Annotated in this window: 14 protein-coding genes; 12 read left to right on the plus strand and 2 right to left on the minus strand. The window is 64.2% G+C overall.

Annotation, left to right across the window (positions count from 1 at the left end; genetic code table 11):
* Nucleotides 1-66 precede the first annotated feature (66 nt).
* Nucleotides 67-2,433 (plus strand): ATP-binding cassette domain-containing protein, encoded by a 2,367-nt coding sequence (locus AC50X9_RS05360; RefSeq protein ID WP_494891052.1) that lies wholly within the window; start codon nucleotides 67-69, stop codon nucleotides 2,431-2,433.
* Here the strand turns inward: AC50X9_RS05360 and AC50X9_RS05365 are convergent.
* The gene (locus AC50X9_RS05365) at nucleotides 2,418-2,714 is read right to left on the minus strand and encodes a hypothetical protein (RefSeq protein WP_494891053.1); all 297 of its coding nucleotides are present in this window, start codon (nucleotides 2,712-2,714) and stop codon (nucleotides 2,418-2,420) included. The genes AC50X9_RS05360 and AC50X9_RS05365 overlap by 16 nt on opposite strands.
* Before the next feature lie 366 nt (nucleotides 2,715-3,080).
* Here AC50X9_RS05365 and AC50X9_RS05370 point away from each other — a divergent pair, with 366 nt between their 5' ends.
* Nucleotides 3,081-3,428: a hypothetical protein gene (locus AC50X9_RS05370; RefSeq protein WP_494891055.1), complete on the plus strand. Its 348-nt coding sequence runs from the start codon at nucleotides 3,081-3,083 to the stop codon at nucleotides 3,426-3,428.
* 85 nt (nucleotides 3,429-3,513) lie between these two features.
* A complete protein-coding gene (locus tag AC50X9_RS05375; RefSeq protein ID WP_494891057.1) occupies nucleotides 3,514-4,002 on the plus strand; it encodes a GNAT family N-acetyltransferase in 489 nt (162 codons plus the stop codon).
* 12 nt (nucleotides 4,003-4,014) lie between these two features.
* Here the strand turns inward: AC50X9_RS05375 and AC50X9_RS05380 are convergent, their stop codons facing one another.
* Nucleotides 4,015-6,684, minus strand: a complete 2,670-nt coding sequence (locus AC50X9_RS05380) for a PEP/pyruvate-binding domain-containing protein (RefSeq protein ID WP_494891059.1) — start codon at nucleotides 6,682-6,684, stop codon at nucleotides 4,015-4,017.
* Nucleotides 6,685-7,013: 329 nt separating this feature from the next.
* Between AC50X9_RS05380 and AC50X9_RS05385 the strand changes: the two genes are divergently transcribed.
* The 9 genes from AC50X9_RS05385 to AC50X9_RS05425 all read left to right on the plus strand — a co-directional run bounded on the left by AC50X9_RS05385 (nucleotide 7,014) and on the right by AC50X9_RS05425 (nucleotide 20,122).
* Nucleotides 7,014-7,457: a nuclear transport factor 2 family protein gene (locus AC50X9_RS05385; protein WP_494891061.1), complete on the plus strand. Its 444-nt coding sequence runs from the start codon at nucleotides 7,014-7,016 to the stop codon at nucleotides 7,455-7,457.
* Between the two features lie 163 nt (nucleotides 7,458-7,620).
* Entirely contained in the window at nucleotides 7,621-8,574 is a 954-nt protein-coding gene (locus AC50X9_RS05390) for an alpha/beta hydrolase (protein WP_494891063.1), read from the plus strand.
* Nucleotides 8,571-10,169: a flavin-containing monooxygenase gene (locus AC50X9_RS05395; RefSeq protein ID WP_494891065.1), complete on the plus strand. Its 1,599-nt coding sequence runs from the start codon at nucleotides 8,571-8,573 to the stop codon at nucleotides 10,167-10,169. Before AC50X9_RS05390 ends, AC50X9_RS05395 begins: the two co-directional genes overlap by 4 nt.
* A gap of 179 nt (nucleotides 10,170-10,348) precedes the next feature.
* Nucleotides 10,349-11,944, plus strand: coding sequence for a GMC family oxidoreductase (locus AC50X9_RS05400; RefSeq protein ID WP_494891067.1), 1,596 nt, complete (start codon nucleotides 10,349-10,351; stop codon nucleotides 11,942-11,944).
* A 78-nt stretch (nucleotides 11,945-12,022) separates the two neighbouring features.
* Complete coding sequence (locus AC50X9_RS05405) at nucleotides 12,023-13,498, plus strand: aldehyde dehydrogenase (protein ID WP_494891069.1); 1,476 nt, start codon at nucleotides 12,023-12,025, stop codon at nucleotides 13,496-13,498.
* Nucleotides 13,499-13,763: 265 nt separating this feature from the next.
* Nucleotides 13,764-15,086, plus strand: a complete 1,323-nt coding sequence (locus AC50X9_RS05410; protein WP_494891071.1) for an MFS transporter — start codon at nucleotides 13,764-13,766, stop codon at nucleotides 15,084-15,086.
* Nucleotides 15,087-16,687: 1,601 nt separating this feature from the next.
* Nucleotides 16,688-17,251 carry a nuclear transport factor 2 family protein gene (locus AC50X9_RS05415; protein ID WP_494891073.1) on the plus strand — a complete coding sequence of 188 codons (564 nt, stop codon included), beginning with the start codon at nucleotides 16,688-16,690 and terminating at the stop codon, nucleotides 17,249-17,251.
* 257 nt (nucleotides 17,252-17,508) lie between these two features.
* Nucleotides 17,509-18,723 carry an MFS transporter gene (locus tag AC50X9_RS05420; RefSeq protein WP_494891074.1) on the plus strand — a complete coding sequence of 405 codons (1,215 nt, stop codon included), beginning with the start codon at nucleotides 17,509-17,511 and terminating at the stop codon, nucleotides 18,721-18,723.
* Between the two features lie 619 nt (nucleotides 18,724-19,342).
* On the plus strand, nucleotides 19,343-20,122 hold the full coding sequence (locus AC50X9_RS05425; RefSeq protein WP_494891075.1) for an electron transfer flavoprotein subunit beta/FixA family protein: 780 nt from the start codon (nucleotides 19,343-19,345) through the stop codon (nucleotides 20,120-20,122).
* Nucleotides 20,123-20,128: the final 6 nt, after the last annotated feature.

The following is a 20,128-nucleotide window of genomic DNA, read 5'->3' on the forward strand; positions in this document are numbered from 1 at the left end:
TTGCCGGCCAGGCCACCTGGCGCCGTCAAACCCGGCGCCGCCCGGGCCGCTGCTAGCATGACCGTCATGGGAAACACCGAGCCGCATATTGCCGACAGCCACGACCTGATCCGCGTGCAGGGCGCCCGCGAGAACAACCTCAAGGACGTCAGCATCGAGATCCCGAAACGCCGTCTGACGGTGTTCACCGGGGTCTCCGGCTCGGGCAAAAGCTCGCTCGTGTTCGCCACCATCGCCGCGGAGTCGCAGCGGATGATCAACGAAACCTACAGCGCCTTTGTGCAGGGCTTCATGCCCAATCTGGCACGGCCCGACGTCGACTTCCTGGAGGGGCTGACGACGGCGATCATCGTCGACCAGGAGCGGATGGGCGCGAACCCCCGCTCCACCGTGGGCACGGCCACCGACGCCAACGCCATGCTCCGGATCCTCTTCAGTCGGCTCGGATCCCCGCACGTGGGGCCGCCCACGGCGTTCTCCTTCAACGTCCCGACGCGGAAGGCGAGCGGGGTGATGAGCACCGAGAAGAGCGGGCGGGTGGAGAAAAGCGTCGTCCAGAACGCCGTCTACCTGGGCGGCATGTGCCCGCGGTGCGAGGGCATGGGCTCAGTCTCCGATTTCGACCTCACCGCGCTCTACGACGACAGCAAGTCGCTCGCAGGCGGTGCCCTGACGATCCCTGGCTACAGCATGGACGGCTGGTATGGCCGCATCTTCAGCGGCGCCGGCTTCGACATGGACAAGCCGATCGCCAAATTCACCAAAAAGGAAATGAACGACCTGCTCTACAAGGAGCCAACCAAGATCAAGGTCGAGGGCATCAACCTCACCTACGAGGGCCTGATCCCGAAGATCCAGAAATCGATGCTCTCCAAGGACGTCGAGGCGATGCAGCCCCACATCCGGGCCTTCGTTGACCGCGCCATCACCTTTCAGGCCTGCCCCGAGTGCAACGGCACCCGGCTCAGCCCGGAGGCCAGGTCCTCGAAAATCCAGGGCAAGAACATCGCCGAACTGTGCCAGATGCAGATCAGCGACCTGGCCCTCTGGGTCCGCGGGCTCAACGAGCCCTCGGTCGCGCCGCTGCTCAAAGGCCTGCGGCATCTGCTTGAGTCGTTCGCCGAGATCGGGCTGGGCTACCTCTCGCTGGACCGGCCGGCGGGAACCCTGTCCGGGGGAGAGGCCCAGCGCACCAAGATGATCCGGCACCTGGGCTCATCCCTGACGGACATCACCTACGTCTTCGACGAGCCGACCATCGGCCTGCACCCGCACGACATCGAGCGGATGAACCAGCTGCTGCTCCAGCTCCGGGACAAGGGCAACACCGTGCTCGTCGTCGAGCACAAGCCGGAGACCATCGTCATCGCCGACCACGTCGTTGACCTCGGTCCCGGTGCTGGCACTGAGGGCGGCAGGGTCTGCTTCGAGGGAAGTGTGGAGGGCCTGCGGGTCAGTGACACCATCACCGGCCACCACTTCGAGGACCGGGCGACGGTCAGGGAGACGGTGCGTACGCCGTCGGGCGCGCTCGAGGTCCGCGGCGCGTCGACCAACAACCTCCGGAACGTCGACGTCGACATCCCGCTCGGTGTGCTGTGCGTGCTCACCGGCGTGGCCGGATCCGGCAAGAGCTCGCTGATCCAGGGCTCGGTGGCCGGCCGGGACGGCGTGGTGGTCATCGACCAGGGTGCCATCAAGGGATCGCGGCGCAGCAACCCCGCGACGTACACCGGCCTGCTCGAGCCGATCCGCAAGGCGTTCGCCAAGGCCAACGGCGTGAAGCCGGCGCTGTTCAGCTCCAACTCCGAAGGCGCCTGCCCCACCTGCAACGGCGCGGGTGTCATCTTCACCGAACTCGGTGTGATGGCCACCGTCGAGTCCACCTGCGAGGACTGCGAGGGCCGGAGATTCCTGGCGTCCGTGCTCGAATACAAGCTGGCCGGCCGCAACATCGCCGAAGTGCTGGCCATGTCGATGACCGAAGCCGAGGGGTTCTTTTCAGACGGGGAGGCCCGCACGCCGGCGGCGCACAAGATCCTGGACCGGCTGGTCGACGTCGGGCTCGGCTACCTCACCCTCGGGCAGCCGCTCACCACCCTGTCCGGCGGTGAGCGGCAGCGCGTCAAGCTGGCCACCCAGATGGCGGAGAAGGGTGACGTCTACGTCCTCGACGAACCCACCACCGGCCTGCACCTTGCCGATGTCCGGAACCTGCTGGGCCTGCTCGACCGGCTCGTCGACTCCGGCAAGTCCGTCGTCGTCATCGAGCACCACCAGGCCGTCATGGCGCACGCCGACTGGATCATCGACCTCGGTCCGGGAGCGGGGCACGACGGCGGCCGGATCGTCTTCGAGGGCACCCCGGCGGACCTCGTCGCCGGCCGCTCCACCCTCACCGGCGAGCACCTCGCGACCTACGTCGGCAGCTGACCGGGCTCGCCGCCGCGGCCGATCCTAGGTGGCGGCGAGGCTGCGGTTACCAGAATTTTCTGCCCGCCGGCGGCGTCACGGAGCCTGGTTCCGTCAAGGATAATGGAGCACTCCGCCACGCCGCGGTCCATCCATTGCGCGACCAGGCGGAGCTCACCGGCCGGCGGCAGCGGCCAGAGCCAGAGTGTGCCTGAGCCGGAAAATTCGTCGTCGCCGCCGTTCCCGCCGCCGTTCCGCATCAGGAGGACCGGCGGGGACGGCTCGTCGGTGCCCTCGAACAAGCCGTGCGGCTGCGAACTCGCGCTGGCCTGACCCGTCGGGGAAGGCCACGCCGAACAACAGCATCGACGCTGCGCCGCCGCCCCGGCGCGCCCCGGGTCCGGGCCGGAAAAAACACCTCGTTGAGACCGGCCCACTCCTCGTCGCTCTGTTCGCCCCGGCGGATGGTTTCAGGGCGCGGGCACGGTTGTCATCCCGCTGGGTAATGGCGTCGACAATGAGCCGGTCGTCATGGAGGCTCCGTCGGAGTTCGTCGGGTGGACGACGGCGGTTGGGTTTCCACGCGCACCCCTTCCCGAAGGGGTCTCCCACTGAAGCTCGCCTACCGCCGGCGTTGAGCACAACTGCTCCATGGCAGACTTTCTGCCATGGAGCCATTTGATTGTCTGGTCATTTACGTTCCCACCGGAGCCGCGCCGGCTGTCCGGGAGGCCATTGGCAACGCCGGGGCGGGCCGGCTGGGCAACTACTCGCACTGCTCGTTCAGCCTCGAAGGCACCGGGCGCTTCACGCCGCTGCCGGGCGCTAACCCCGCCGTCGGCGTTGTCAATTCCCCCGAGGTAGTGGCGGAAACCCGGATCGAGGCCATTTACCCGCGCTCCCGACGCAACGCCGTCGTCGGCGCCGCACTGTCCGTGCACCCGTACGAGACGCCGGCGTTCATGACCTTCCCGGTCGATGCCAGCCTGCCGGGTGGCCCGGGCCAATCGGGCTAGCGCTGGCCTCCGGCAGCGGCGCTGAGGAAGAGGAGCTGCCGGGTCACTCTCGGGCCGTCGTACCGCGGGATGGAATACTCGGGACATGACTCCCACCAAACTGGACCTGCCCGGAGGCACTTTCACTCTGCGGAAAGCCGAGGCCTCGGATGTCGGGTCGATTGTTGGGCTCCTGGCAGCCGATCCGCTCAGAGCCGCCGTCGAGTCGGTGGCGATCGGGGACCGGCGCCCCTACGATCTCGCATTTCAGTCAATCGACGCGGATCCCGCCCAGCTCCTGGTCGCTGTCGTATCGACCGACAACGTAGTTGCTGCGACCATGCAACTGACGTTCATCCCCGGACTCGCCCGAGGCGGAGCCACAAGAATGCAGATTGAAGCCGTGCGCGTTCGGTCGGATCTTCGGGGCAACGGTCTTGGCGGCGCCATGATTACGTGGGCGATGGACGAGGGTCGCCGACGCGGTGCAACACTTATCCAGCTCACGTCTGATGAGTCCCGGGCCGCTGCCCACCGGTTCTATCAGCGCCTCGGCTTCGAAGCGTCGCACGTGGGCTTCAAACTTTCACTCTAGGAAGCGTCCATCCTAGGGAACGTCCGTCCGCTCGATCGTGACCGTGCCGGCGTCGCCGTCGACGCGGATTCGCTGGCCGTTGGTGATCCGTTGCGTGGCCACGCCGGTGCCGAGCACCGCCGGGATGCCGTACTCCCGCGCCACGATGGAGCTGTGGCTCAACGGGCCGCCGACGTCGGTGACCACGGCGGAGGCCATCGCGAACAGCGAGGTCCAGGCCGGCGTGGTGATGCGGGCGACCAGGACGTCGCCGGGCACCATCCGGCTAAAATCCTGCGGCCCGGTCAGGACGCGGGCGGCAGCGGTGACCTGCCCCGAGCTGGCGCCGACCCCCTTGATGACGTCGCCGGTCTGGTCCTGGGGTCGCGCCGGCATCATGGCCCCGAAGGACCGCTCCATCCACCGGCTTTCCGGCAGCAGTTGCGGCGCGGCGGCCCTGGCCTGGCCCCGCCACAGCATCTTGCGCTCCTCGACGGCGGTGGAGCGAACGGGCCGGTCCGCCCCGGTAATGGTGACGGCCGCCGTCGCGCCCGGCGCGGCGAGGCCGAACTCGACGGCGCCTTGCAGCTCTCGGTGGCGCAGCCAGAACACGTCGGCGGGCCCGGCGATGACACCGGAGTCCACCAGCCGTTGTCCGAGTTCGAACAGCATCCGCCGCAGCAGCGGCCAGGCCAGGCCGACGTCGGCCAGCGCATCCTCGCGGATGGGGGCCGCACGCTGCGCCCAGCGGAGCAGTCGAAGGAACGCGGCCCGGCGGCGCGGGCCGAGCCGGTCGGCCGCGCGGCTGGTTTCCTCCTCGCGGCGGGCGGCCGAGTGCCGCTGGCGCTCGTGCGGGTCGTTGCCCTGCCCGCGCAGGTAGAACTTCACCGTCTCCAGCAGGGCCGAGGGATCGTCGGCCGGTACGGGGCTGGCGAAGTCCAGGTTGTAGACCGCATGGCCGAACCGGTCGAGGTGGTCCTGCAGTCGGGCGTGCCATTGCGTCCAGGGCGCCGGGGCCATCCCGGCGGGCGGGAATCCGGTGCGCTGCGACTCCACCAGCGCCGGGGTGGGCGCATTAAGGATCGCCGCGGCCAGCCCCGGGACTTCCCGGGCCCAGACCGCGAGGTCGTAGAGCGACTTCTCCGCGCGGATCGGTTCGCTGTCGTAGCCGAGCAGGAACGTCTGGGCGGGGGGATCGCCGTCGCGGCGGACGAACTTGTCGTAATAGGTCCGGAACGTGATTTCGCTTGTTGCGGCGAGCGGAATGATGGACTGGACCGCCGTGTAGTACACCGTGCCGGCGTCCAGGAGTGTCTGCACCCCCTCCAGCAATTCCGCACCGGTCAGCTCCGCGGCCGGCTTGGCTGACCAGTCCTTGATTACCGTCTCGTAGCGGGGGTGTGAAAAGTCCCGCCACCCGGCCACTCCCATGTGGGCCTCGCCGCGGACCAGTGCCCGCACCGCGTTCAGCGACTTGCCCATCACCCGCCGCATTGCCGAGGTGCGGTAGAAGTAATAGGCGTACCCGTTGATGGTGGGCAGCCCGACGTCGTCCGCCCGGATGACGTTCTTGCCGACGGCCTCGGCCAGCAGGGCCCGCAGCGAGCGGGACACCGAGCCGTCTATAAGGTCGGCAAACAGCGGTGAGAGCGGGTCGGGCAGCTGCTCCACGATGCTCGCCCGGAAGTACAGCCCGTGCGGGTAGGGTACCGGCCAGGTATCCGGGGTGTCGGCCGCCGGTTCAGGCAGCGCGGTCACGGGCCGGGACTGCAGGATGAAGAACGCGCCGCCGGCCCGTGCCCATTCGACGTCCTGCGGTGCCCCGAAATGCTCCGCGATCCGTGTGCCATAGCCGGCCAGCTCGGCGGCTGCCCGGTCGTCCAAAACGGGCTCCCGACGGCGGCCCGCCGGCACCGGCTGCTCCCGGGTGCCATGATCCGCGTAGACGGTCATGACTTCCTTGTCGGCTGTGCGGCGCGTGAGCACCCGGCCCGTCCGTGCCTCGACGACGACGTCGTCCGTGCTGACCGTGCCGCTGACCACGGACTCGCCCAGGCCCCACGCGGCACTGATCGCGAGCTGGTCGCGGCGGCCGTTGGCCGGGTTGGCGGTGAACATCACTCCGGCTGCCCCGGCGTCGACCATCCGCTGGACCACGACGGCGAGGCGGATCGCGTCGGGTGCGATGCCTTCGCGGGCGCGGTAGGCCATGGCGCGTGCCGTCCACAGCGAAGCCCAGCAGTCCTTCACGGCCGCGGCCAAAGCCTCCGCCCCGCGGACGTTGAGGTAGCTGTCCTGTTGCCCGGCGAAGCTGGCCGAGGCAAGGTCCTCGGCGGTGGCGGAGGAGCGCACCGCCACTGCGGTGTCCCCGTCCCTGTCCCCGCCGCCGAGGTGACGGTAGGCGGCGTCGAGTTCTGCTGCGATCGCTGCCGGCATGGTTCCGCCGGAGAACAGGACGCGGATCCGCGTCGAGGCGTCCTCATAGTCCTGCGGCGTGGCCTGCGGAGACCTCGCGGCGAGCTCCCGGATGCCGGCCCCGAGGTGGTTGGCCTCGACAAAATCCGCGTAGGCGGCGGTGGTCAGCACAAACCCCGGAGGGACAGGCATCCCGGCCTGAACCAGCCCGCCCAGTCCAACGCCCTTGCCGCCGGCCAGGGCGAGATCGTCCGGTCCCACATCGCGGAAGTTCCTGATGTAGGTCATGACCGTGCCTCCTTCTGCCCGGACCCCGGGCGCCTCCGGACTGCTACCAACATGCTGGCACTGCCGCGGTCAGGAGGCCAGAGCGGCGACGGCGGCGAGGACGCGGCTGAGGCTGCGGGCACAGCCAACGCCGGAGACCATACAGCTACGGGGCGGTTATCAGTCCAAACGATGTGTCCCGCTCCGTGGGGTTTCTTCGAGTCAGCCGGAACCGTTGACTTACACCTCTGCCTTCAATATGGTGTCAATCATACGCATGAAATGTATCCGCGATAGCGGTTTAGATTGCCGCGACCGGGGCAGCTATGCCCCACCTATGAGGAGCAGATATGCCCGTAATGGCAAATGCACAACAAGGCACCGACCTAGACATCGAAGCGATACGGCGGCTGACCCATGAATACTCACGTGCGGTGGATACTTTCCAGCTGGAGGAGATCGTCGCTCTCTTTGCCGCAGATGCCGTCTTTGACCTCCGAGGCTTCGGAGCGCCGGAAGAAGCCCGCGGCCTCGACGCAATCCGTGCTTCGTTCACCGGGCTGATCGAAAGTCTCACCGCCTGCACCCACCTGACGATGAACCACCTGATCGATGTGGACGGGGACAAGGCAACGGGCACCATTTACTGTCATGCCTTCGTGATCGGGCTCGACGGAAGCCGAGACGACAACCTGGCCCTTTATGAGGACACTTACATCCGGACGCAAGGCGGATGGAAGTTCCAGCACCGCTCCGCGAAGCCGCTGCTCGCGGCTCCGGACTCTGCTGCCTGACAGCCCTTGGCCCTGATTCGCGTAGCTTCCGCAAACACCGAATATCGCACAAGCCCATACTGGCTCGGGAACCATGTAGGTCCCCGTCGCGCATGCCCGGATGTATTCTGCCCTACTATTTCCACGCGCCCGTCCTGTTACCTCAACGAAGAGAGACTTGAAGATGGCACTTGATTCCGCATCAACAGCATTCCTGACCGCAGCCGCCGAGGCCGCTGGCACTGACGCGAAACCCATGTGGGAAATGGAACCCGCAGAGGCCCGGGCGGCAGCCGCTGGCATGACCGCGATGTTCGGCAGCGGCCCGGAAATGCAGAAAACGGAAAACCGTACGCTGACCGGGATCGATGGCGGTCAGTTCGACATCCGCGTTCATGTCCCCGTTGCCAGGCCCGAGGGTGTCTTCGTATACCTGCACGGCGGCGGTTGGGTCCTCAGCGACATCGACAGTTTTGACACCTTGGGCCGGCAGCTGGCGGAGAAGTCCGGTTGCGCTGTCGTGCTGGTGAATTACCGCAAGGCACCCGAATCCCGTTACCCGATCGCCGTCGAGGATTCCTGGACCGCCCTGTGCTGGGTTGACGAGCATCTGGAGCAACTGGCCGGAACCCGGGTGCCGCTGTTTGTCGGCGGCGACAGTGCCGGCGGGAATCTTGCGGCAGTGATGGCATTGCGCGCCCGAGACAACAACGGCCCGGCCCTGGCCCAGCAGATCCTGATCTACCCCGTCACCGACGCCGACTTCACCAGGGGCTCATATCTGGAGGAAGAGAACCAGACGCTGCTCACCACCGAGTTCATGCAGTGGTTCTGGGATCATTATGTTCCCGATGTCGCGGACCGCTCCCACCATGAGGCCTCACCGCTTCGCGCGGAGTCCCTGCAAGGGCTGGCTCCGGCGCTGGTCATCACCGGCGCGCACGACGTATTGCGTGATGAAGGCGAGGCCTACGTGGAACGGCTAAAAGAGGCGGGCGTGCGGACCGAGCATCGCCGTTGGCCCGGTCAGATGCATGGCTTCTTCTCCATGGTCAATGTGCTTCCGGCATCAGCCGAGGCGATGGATTTCGTCGCTCAGTCAGTCCGCGCCAAACTCAAGACGGCGGCCGCCCGATGACTGCCCAGCGTAAAGTGGATGTCGTTGTTGTCGGTGCCGGTTTTGCGGGCCTGTACATGCTGCACAGCCTGCGCCAGCAGAATCTCTCCACCGTCGTTTTCGAACGCGGGGACGGCGTAGGCGGAACCTGGTTCTGGAACCGCTATCCCGGGGCCCGCTGCGATGTGGAAAGCCCGGACTATTCCTATTCCTTCTCACCCGAGCTGGAACAGGAATGGGAGTGGACAGAGCGCTATCCCACCCAGCCTGAAATTCTCAAGTACCTCAACCACGTGGCGGACCGGTTCGATCTTCGCAGTTCCATTGAGCTGGAAACGGAAGTTACGGACGCGGCATTCGACGACGGGGCCAACAGCTGGTCCGTTACGACCAGCCGCGGTGAAACCTTGAGGGCGAAGTACGTCATTATGGCCACTGGCTGCCTGTCCAATGGCCGCGTGCCCGACTTCGACGGCATGGACTCATACGCGGGGGAGATCTACCATACGGGTGCCTGGCCTCAGGAAGGCGTGGACTTTACCGGCAAACGGGTCGGCGTGATTGGAACCGGGTCCTCGGGCATCCAGGTCATTCCGGAAATTGCCGCGCAGGCCGAGCACCTCACTGTCTTCCAGCGGACACCAAGCTTCAGTGTTCCGGCCCGAAATGCCCCGCTGGACCCCGAGGTCCTGCGGGAGATCAAGGCCACGTATCGGGAACGACGGGAGATCGCCCGACATTCTCCCACCGGGCTGCCCTTCCTCGGTAACTCAGCGATGGCCATGGACGCCACCCCGGAGGAACGCCGAGCGCAATATGAAGAACACTGGGACCAGGGCGGATTCAGGATCGGGGCCGCATACGCGGACCTGATCGTGAACAAAGACTCCAACGACACCCTGGCCGAATTCATCCATTCCAAGATCGATTCCATCGTCGATGATCCCAAGATCGCGGATCAGCTGAAGCCTCGGAATTATCCTGTGAGCACCAAACGGATCTGCGTCGACTCCGACTATTACGCCACCTTCAACCGCGGCAACGTCTCACTCGTAGATGTGGGCAGTGCGCCCATTGTAGGAGTGGATGAACGGGGGCTGAAGACGGAGGACGCCGAGTACGAGCTTGATGCGATCGTCTTCGCCACCGGTTTTGACGCCATGACCGGCGCGCTTCTGAAGCCGGAAATCAAGGGTGCCGGGGGAATCTCACTGCGGGAGAGGTGGGCTGCGGGACCCCGCACCTATCTGGGTCTGTCGACGGCGGGGTTCCCCAATCTTTTCATCGTGGCCGGGCCGGGGTCACCGTCCGTTCTGACCAATATGGTCTCGGCGATCGAGCAGCATGTGGAGTGGATCTCGGAACACATAGCGCATGTTGAGCAGCTGGGGCTGAGCCGTTCCGAAGCTTCCCCGGCGGCAGAGGACGGCTGGGTGGACCAGGTGAACGCGATTGCCGGGATGACCCTCTTTAAGGAAGCGAACTCCTGGTACCTGGGAGCCAACGTTCCCGGCAAGCCCAGGGTGTTCATGCCCTATGCCGGCGGTTTTGGTGCCTACCGTGAAACCTGTGATGCGGTGGCCAAAGCGGACTACGAAGGATTCGTTCTGAGCTAGGCCGCACCCGACCGGGTAATTCTGCAGTTGGATCCTCAGCGCGCGAGACGGACGGCGGGCCAGTGCCCGCCGTCCGCCACGCAGTCCCAACCACCATCCGTTTCAAAGTTTGCCGCTCCGCAATGCCGGGGCGAAGCAGGCGCGTCGACCCAACAAGTCAACCCATCAAGGAGCATTCTATGGCGATAACCACAGTGATTATTGGTGCCGGCAGCGGCGGCGGCGCCCTCGCAGCACGGCTGACCGAAGATGCGGACCAGAATGTCATTCTGGTTGAGGCCGGGCCGGACTACGAAGAGTTGGCGCTCGTGCCTGAGGACGTGCGTGATGCCGGCGAGATGAGCGTCGAGAAGCATGACTGGGGACTGAAGGCGTATTTCCTGGAGCCGCAGGAAGCGCGCGAGGCCATGCCGTATGCGCGCGGCCGTATTGTTGGCGGCTCCTCGTCCGTCAACGCCGCCATCGCCGAGCGGGCCACCAAGGAGGATCTGGATGTCTGGGTGGCCGCTGGAAACCCCGAGTGGTCCTACGAAAAGACGCTCCCCTATTTCATGCGGCTCGAAAATGACCTGGACTTCCCCGACGCCCCGGGACACGGCTCCACCGGGCCGGTGCCGATCATGCGCCACTTCGAGGAAAACTGGTCCGCCGGCGCCCGGGCCTTTGGCCAGGCCTGCGCGGACCGCGGCTTCGCCAAGGTGGAGGACTTCAACGCCGAATCCTCCTCCGGCTACGGCGCGGTGCCACGGAACCTGCTCGGCGACGATGAGTTGCGCGCCAGCTCACTGCTGACCTACCTCGCCGAGGCCCGCAACCGCTCCAACCTGAGCATTCGTGCCAACACGCTGGCCCGCCGCGTGCTCTTCAACGGCACAACCGCCGTCGGCGTCCAGATCGAGCGCGACGGAAAGATCGAGACCATCAGCGCGGATCGGGTGGTTCTTGCCGGCGGCGCCTTCCACACGCCGCACCTTTTGATGCTCTCCGGTGTGGGCCCGCGCGGCGTCCTCGAAAAGCAGGGCATCGAACCGGTCATCATCAACGAAGCGGTGGGCAGGAACCTCCAAGACCACCCTTTCGCTCCGATGGTGGCGCTGCTGAAGGAGAAAACCGATAAGAACGGTGTGCGCGCGCAGCTGAAGTACAGCAGCAGCATCGGCAACGTTGTTGATGACGTCATGATCTTCGCTGCGGTGCTGGATCCGGCGACGATGAACATCCCGGCCGATACCAAGGGCGCCAAGGCGCTGATGATGAACAACCTGCTGGCGAAGCCGCGTTCTGTTGGCTGGGTCACGCTCTCCTCACCGGATCCGAAGGTTCAGCCGGAGCTGCATGTGAACTTCCTCTCTGATCCCAGCGACATTGAACGGCTGAAGGAATCCCTGCGGCTGTCCTGGGACATGATCACCTCTGCCCCGCTGGCGGATGAAATCCAGGAAATCTGCTTCCTCGACGCTGATACCGTGGCCGATGACGCCAGGCTCGAAGCTTATATCCGCAGCCTGGCCTCCACCTCGCTACATGCCGCGGCCACCTGCCGGATGGGTCCGGCCGGTGATCCCGGGGCCGTCGTGGATCAGTATCTGGCGGTGCACGGCGCCGAGAACCTCTACATCGCCGACGCCTCCGTCATGGTCAATGTCACCACCGGCCTGACCAACCTGACCGCCTACATGATCGGTGAGCGCCTCGCCGACTGGCTCAGGAACGGCTCTGGTGCGGCAGGAGAACCGGGCGCCAGCGAAACCGAGTTGGCGTCCGCTGCGCGGTAAATAACCGGGCACCTTTGTCGTCGACATCAAAAGCGTCAAGAGCAACCAACGGGGACGAACCCCACAAGAGGAGCAGACATGACAGTGACCACTGCAGCATCACCGACGGAGTCCTCGGATCAGCTGCCCAGCTATGACAAATTATTTATCGGCGGCGCCTGGGTGGCCCCCTCCAGCGATGCCGTGATCGAGGTGGTTTCCCCGATTACCGGCAGGGTCGTCGCGAGCGTGCCGGAGGCGCAGAACGCTGACATGGACGTCGCGGTCGCTGCGGCCCGCAAGGCCTTCGACGAGGGCCCCTGGCCGAGGATGAGCCCGGCCGAACGCGCCGCGGCCCTGGTCCGGGTGGGCGAGGAAATCAAGAAGCGCATCCCGGAGATGTCGGCGGCGTTCACTGCCGACGTCGGCGCCCCGGCCGCCGCCAGTAACGCCTTCCACGAAAACGCGGTGAAGGTCTGGGAAGACGTGGTGACCCTGCATGAGCGCTTCAGCTTTGAGGAGGAGCGCACTTGGCCCGGGGGGCGGGGGAAGCTGGTGCAGGAACCGATCGGCGTTGTGGCCGTGGTCCTGCCCTGGAACGGGCCGGTGGCAACGGCGTCGCTGAAGTTCGCCCCGGCCCTGGCGGCAGGCTGCACCGTGGTCGTCAAGCCGGCACCGGAAGGCCCGATCAGCATGATGATTTTTGCCGAGGCGCTTGAGGCCGCGGGCCTGCCCGAAGGCGTGATCAGCCTGCTGCCGGCAGGACGGGAGGTCGGGGAATACCTGGTCCGCCACAAGGACGTGGACATGATCACCTTCACCGGCAGCACCGCCGCGGGCCGGACCATTATGGGCATCGCCGCGGAGCGCATCGCCCGGGTCACCCTGGAACTGGGGGGTAAGTCCGCGGCCATCATCACCGAGGACGCGGACTTGGACCGCATTTTCCCGGAGCTGGTTTTCTACGGCATCGGGCACTCGGGACAGGTCTGCGCCGCGCTGACCCGGATCCTGGTCCCGCGCTCCCGCCAGGACGAGATTGTGGAGCGGATCAGGGCTGTGATGGAGTCTGTCACGATCGGGGATCCGCGGAACCCCGAAACGCTGATCGGCCCGCTAGCGGCCGAACGCCAGCGCACCCGGGTGGAGGAATACATCGAAATCGGGAAAAAGGAAGGTGCCCGACTGGTAACCGGCGGCGGACGGCCGCCGGGTCTGGATGCCGGCTGGTATGTTCAGCCGACTCTCTTCGCCGATGTCACCCCGGATATGCGGATCGCGCAGGAGGAGATCTTCGGCCCGGTCATCGTGGTGATTCCGGTGGATTCCATCGACGAGGCGGTGGCGGTGGCCAACGGCACTGAGTACGGGCTCTCCGGTGCGGTCTATGCCGGCGATGACGCGACGGCCGAGGCAATAGCCCGGCGGGTGCGTACCGGTCAGATCTCTGTGAATTCCTGGGGAATGAACGTGCTGCAGCCTTTCGGCGGATACAAGCAGTCCGGGCTGGGCCGCGAGGGCGGCCTCGAAGGATTCGCCGAGTTCCACGAAACCAAACTGATCCAGCTCCCGTAATCAGTTGAAATGCAGTGACGACAGCGGTCATCCGAATGACGGATGACCGCTGTCGTCGCGTGCGCACAACCCAGCCCGCCACAGCCGATGACCGCGACCGTCTAGGCCGGCCTCATTACGCAGTGTTCACCGCAGCACCAACACCGATGCACCAGGACGGAGGAGCGCTTGCCCGATCAGGGATAATCTATAATAATGGTTATTATAGGTTTGCGAGCCTTAGGCTGGCGCTTCTGCCAGCTAACCAACAAGAGAGGTCGGGGCAATGACGCTTTCGACGGGGAATCTCCAAAGTTCCCAGGATGGAATCACAGCAGCGTCACGCAGAGATATGCGAAGAATTGTTGCTGGTGGCGTTGCCGGACAGGTTGTGGAGTTCTACGACTATGCACTTTACGGCTTGTTGGCGGCATCAATTGGGCGGATCTTTTTCCCCTCCACCGACCCGGCTGTCGGCATACTTTCCGCCTTTGCAGTGTTTGGAGTCGCCAACGTGATGCGGCCTCTGGGTGGCCTGATCCTTGGTCCTCTAGGCGACCGCGTCGGGCGGCGGACGATTCTAGTCATCTCCGTAACTGCCATCTCAGTGGCGACGTTCCTGGTCGGTGTACTGCCGGGGGAGGCTGCCATCGGGATTGCGGCGCCGATCCTTTTGGTTCTGCTACGTCTGGCCCAGGGTTTCTCCGCCGGCGGAGAAGTCATTTCCGTGGTGACGTATATTGCCGAACATTCGCCCGTAAACCGTCGCGGCTTTTACACCGCATTTCTGCAAAGCGGTGCTACTTTTTCTTTTCTTCTCGCATCCTTCGTGGTTTTGCTGGTCACCGTCTGGGTTCCGCAGGAATCGTTTGATACTTGGGGATGGCGCATTCCTTTCCTCCTGGCGCTGCCGTTGGGCGGTGTAGCGGTCTACCTCCGTTTGCGTCTGGAGGAGAGCCCTGTATTCATGAAGTTGCGTAAGGAAGGCGCGCTGTCGAAGACTCCTCTGCGCGAAGCGCTGACCAAGACCCCCAAGCTGATCATCCAGGGCATTGCCGTTGTGGCCTTGACATTTTCGGCCAACTTCGTGTTCCTGTCCTACTTCCCGACTTACCTAAAGGGACAGGGCTTCTCCAGTCAAGACTCGTTCCTTGCCACCACAATCGGGTTGACCCTGAGTGTGATATTCCATCCCCTGATCGGCCTGCTCTCCGACTACATCGGACGCAAGGAGGTTGCCATAGGCGCTTCCCTATTTTTCCTGGTGCTGAGCTGGCCGATGTTCATGCTGCTGTCCTCCGGTTCGCTCGGGTTGGTCATCCTGGGCCTTGGAATCATGGCGATCGGACTGGGGGGCGGCGTCGCGGTGGTCATCTGCTTCTTCACTGAATTCACATCTTCACGGACCCGGATGGCAACCTTCGCCATAGGCTACAACATCGGAGGCGCGATCTTTGGTGGCCCGGCGTTATTCGTGGTGCAACTTTTGGTGATGCAGACCGGTGACCCTCGATCGCCGGCATACTTCCTTATCACGGCCGCCATCATCACTTTGGCTACGCTGCTCACGATCCGCGTTTATGCCAAACCGGGTCAGCCCCTGCGCTGAGGCGAACAATTACGACGCATGGACTGCCAGACCGCCACACCCAACTGGTGGGCCTGGGCCCAGGAGGCTGCTGAATTGGGGCGTTTGTGGCGTCGCTGTCCGGTTCTTGGCCGGTGCGAGTGCGAGGGCTGTCGTTGTGCGCGCTTGCCGCGGGTTCCGTCCGAGGTCTGGGAAATCCAAAAGGGCGCTGGGGGATGGGCTCCGGTGCGGAAATCCGACTCAGGGGTAGCAGTATGCCCTTCAGGCCAGGACCCCGCCCCCGTTGCTGTTCCGGACTCCCAGGTTGAGAAGCCGACGCAGGTTCAGTCCCGCGATCCCGCAGGTGCCATGGGCCGATACGTGCGGTAGTCGTCGCGGAAGCCGGATCCGCGGCGCGCTGACGGTGTTCGCGCTGCAACGCGCGTATCGAAGCGTTCGACCGCACCGATGACACCACAATCAGGGCAGCCCATGATTCGCCTGGTCTGTCTCGATGTGAACGACAAGTGCTTTGGCCGCGACGGAGACTGGTGTGGTGGGGTACCCGGCCCACCGAGAACCGAATCATCATGTTCACATCGCCGTAAGCGGGCGGCTACATAGGTTCCCAGGGCAAGACCGTGTGCTTGCCCACCGGCGTATTGGCCGGGGACACTGAAGCGATTGCGCAACCACCGATGCAGGGACTTACGGTCGCCCAAGGCTGAAGGGCATGAGCCGTCTCCTCGCACACAGCGTCCCGATCAGCGCGGATTGATGTGGACAGAAACTTCCCGAACGCCTGCAATCTCGACGAGGTGCTCGGACGTGAAGATGATTTTTCCTTTGCCGCGCGCGCTTTTGGGTATTGTGCTGGCTGGCCGGCTCGAAGGACTCGGGACTCATCTCGAACTCGCACGGCACATAATCTGCGTTTCGCTTTCGCAGTTCATGGTCAGCGCGGGGCGGCCACCGATACTCAATTCTGGCAAGTTGGGCGTTGCACGCCTGTCAGCAGTTCTCTGACAGCTGATCTCCGCAGCGTCCCCTCCGGGAGCCTGGGAGGGACACTCGGAGGATTCAGCGGAGTGCTCTAGCAGCATCCGGGACTTACGTCGTTGGTGGTCCTAATCCCCGCTCGAGCGAGGATACAGACTCGTCCAAACCTGATACCCGGATGCCACGTCAATAAATTCTCGGGTATCCGCGCCATCGGCGGCCAGCCAAAAGCCGGAGGCGTCGGCCATGGCCGCATCGACGAATCCGTCTCGGTACAACTCCCCACCAATCCTGACTTCGACAACGGTTCCGGCGAGGGACTGCCATTGATCAGTCACATGCATCCGGGCATGCCTAGAGTTTGCGGAGATCACGGGCTACCGTCCTTTCCTGAGGGGCCCGAAGCCACCGTGAGGAAGGAAGGGAAGCCGGTAACCGAACATGCCGCGGGTGCCGTTAAGCCGCTGGGAAGCACAGCTCTGCTGAAACTCGGGATGCCGCCTGGCCGTCACCAACATAGTGACCCTTTCCATTGAACCTGCTATTAGTTATTATGAATTAACCTACACATGTGGTGTACTTCACTGCAAGGTCAGACCGGTGTTTGAAAGTAAAAAACTAGATCAAAGAGCGAGGAGTGGCAGATGGCAACAAAATTGTCAGTCGAGGCCCGGATGGGGAGAATGGAGGATCGCGCAGCGATCCAGGAGCTCGCGATCCTCTATGGCTTCATCATGGATGAACGCGACGAAGGGGGTATCCGTCAGATCTTCGCAGCGGATGCCACCCTACGATCCCAGGACGGGGTGTTCGCTGCGGCCGGCATCGAGGAGATCGTGAAGACCTACCTCGGCCGGTTTGATGCCCTCGGGCCGACCAACCATTACACGCACGGACATGTCGTACGGTTCGACGACGCCGATCCGGACACCGCGACCGGGCTGCTGTCCTCGCATGCAGAGGTGGCCCGCAACGGCGTCGCGATGCAGGTCGCGCTGCGTTACAAAGATGTATACCGCCGCATGAACGGCCAATGGCAGTTCGCGGACCGGTTGATGTCCTACATGTATTACCTGCCGGTGTCGGAGTACTCCGAAGGTCTTGCCGACCGCAACAGCGTGCGCGCCTACGGCGACCATCGTCCGGCAGATTGGCCGGAGGCGCTCTACTCTGAGAACGGCAGCGCCTGGCTGAAGGCCTACCTCTGACCAACGCCCCGACAGCAGGTCCACCGCTTGATGCCAGAGCAGTGGACCTGCATCCCTGGGCCCGGCTTTAACAGCCGGACCGCCGACCAAGCCGGTGGCAGGACGTCGCGTTGCCGGAGGCGCCCGAGACGGTTTTCAACACCGGCATTCTGACTCCTAAGCGACTGGCATTCCAGGGCCCGCTGTGCTTGTAACTGTCGGAATACCAATTATGTAGCGCGGATAACCGGGCTGAATCCCGGAGACGGGGCAACTTCATGCGACTTGCTTATGCACTGTTCGTGGTTTTTCTTTTATCCAATATTCCCTCACCGCTGTACCCACTGTGGCAGCTCCAGATGGGTTTCACCGCGTCCACGACCACGGTCCTCTTTGCCGCGTACCAGGTTGGTGTGCTGTGCGGTTTGCTGGTACTGGCAGGGTTCGCTGGGCGTCGTGGATCGCGATGGTCGATGGCCACGACCTTGGGTATTGCCGCCGCAGCTGCTGCGCTCTTTGGCGTGGCCACGGAACCATGGCATCTGGCGTTGGCAAGATTCCTCAGCGGATTGGCCTCCGGCATTGTTGTTTCCTATGGTGCTGCAACATTGACCGCGCACTACGCGGCGCGAGGAAAAGTGAATGGTCATTGGGTGGCAGCACTTTCAATCACGGCGGGTCTTGCTTTGGGGCCAGTCATGGGCGGCGCTTTTATTGACCTGGTGATCAATCCGGCAGTGAGTGTGTTCGTCGTCGAGGGCGTCCTTCTGCTCGGTGCCGGCGTGGCGGTGGCGCTGAGTCGACCGCCGGCCCCGGCGCCTCCTCTGTTCGGCCCGGCAGCTCAGGCCAAGCCGGTGAGCGGCCGGATCGGCTCGGGTGACCGGCGTCCGCCACAGCTGAGTCTGGCCTTGCCGGTATTCACCGCCTCCGGGATTGTCTGTTCCATCCATATGTCCGTCGGCTCGGTGTATCTGGCCTCGGAACTCGGAATCAATACAGGACTTGCCGCAGGCGGAATGGTGTCTATGGTATTTGCGGCTGGCCTTCTCATCCAGTTCGCACTCACCCGGTCATCGCTTCAAGCGAAATCTTATTGGGGGATGGCGCTGGGCGTTGCCGGAGCTGCCGTCTTGGGCTACGGAATCCTGGCAACCTCGGTTGCTGCGGTGTTTGCCTCGGCTGTCCTGAGCGGCGCTTCACAGGGGGCCAGCCAGCTGGCCGCGATGTCGATAGCCCGCGAGTACATGCGGGATCACGATCTGACCAAGGGTTTCGTTCGGTTGAATGTGTTCGGTTACAGCGCGGGTGCGGCTACCGTGCTTCTAACGGGGGCATTGGTCCCGGCCATGGGCCTGAGCGGGGCCATCACCTTGATCTGTGCCCTGGCGCTGGCCATCACGACGGGCACGCTGATCTTCTTCACGGTTCGCAGGGATCTGCTGAAACCAGCGCAAAATGCTGTTCCGGAAGCGTCCGGGATGGCTGCCCGCTGAGGGTTTGTGAGCTTGCCCGGGGCTGTCCTGTTCCCGGACACTTCCGCATGAAACTGATCGCAATCGGCTGACGGGATGTGACCTCACTCGCCGTGGAGGCTTCGTGATCCAAATACGTCAGCAAGATCTGCGCCTTGGCAAGTGGGTGAGTCGCAGAAACGACCGCATTGGCCGGATAAGAGGGAATCGCTCTCGGGTCCGACGGAGGCCGCGGCGCCTGCTTCTTCCAGCCGCCGGGTGCGCTCGGGCCGGGAGCGGCGGGAGTGCGTGCCGGGACCGTCTGCAGCACGTTACAGATCGGCCTTGACCCGTGCTCAATGCGGAGCGTGTTCGCCCGGCGCAGCTCGCGGACCTCACGATCGAGTTCGGAGTTCCGGTCTGGTGTCGTCGTCCCCCCGGACGCCCCTCGTCAATTTCGGCCCGGCTGACTCAGGCCCACAGTGCCGCCTCGGGATTCGCCCGTGATGCGTGGCGAGCCGGAATGACGTGCCCGGGCCTGGCTGTCGGAAGCATGACATTCAATCCCTGTTCCAAATAGATGGTAATAAATAGTATGGTTTCGGTAAGCTTGACTCTCAAGGGTCCAGTTCGAGGCTGATGTAGCAAGAGGAGCGAAGCAATGAAGATCATCGTGCTTGTGAAGCAGGTGCCAGACACCGAGTGGGAAAGGAAGCTTGACCCGGCGACGGGCCTGCTCGACCGCTTGACGGGTGAAAACGTCGCCGACGAGATCAATGAGCGGGCATTGGAAGTGGCGCTGCGCTATAAGGATTCACACAAAGGGACCGAGGTCGTGGTTCTTTCCATGGGTCCGGCGTCCACAACCAAAGCGTTGCGCAAAGCGCTGTCGATGGGGGCGGATTCCGCGGTACACATCCTCGACGACGCGCTGGCCGGGTCAGATGTGGGGTGGACCGCGGAGGTCCTCGCTGCGGCCCTGAAGAATTCGAGCTTCGATCTTGTTATTGCGGGTAATGAGTCCACCGACGGCCGGGGCGGCGTGGTACCGGCAATGGTGGCCGAGCACTTGAGCCTGCCGTTCCTTGGCTCCCTAAACTCTGCGGAAATCTCGGAGCAAGCTGTCAGTGGCGAGCGTAGGGAAGAAGTCGGAACGTTGACCGCACATGCCTCGCTGCCCGCAGTGGTCTCGGTGACCGAGCGTTCGGCCGAGGCCCGGTTTGCGAATTTTAAAGGCATCATGATGGCCAAACGGAAGCCCCTGGTGACCGTATCGCTTCGCGATCTCGGTGTCGACCCGTCGGCCCTCGCCGGTACGGGTCGTTCGGTTGTCGTGACCACGAGCCAGCGCCCGGCCCGTACGGCCGGTAAGAAGATCATCGATGAGGGGAACGCAGGTAATGAGCTTGCGGAGTTCCTCGTTGCCGGCCGCCTGATCTGACGCAAG

The sequence above is a fragment of the Pseudarthrobacter sp. HLT1-3 genome (genome assembly GCF_059383535.1).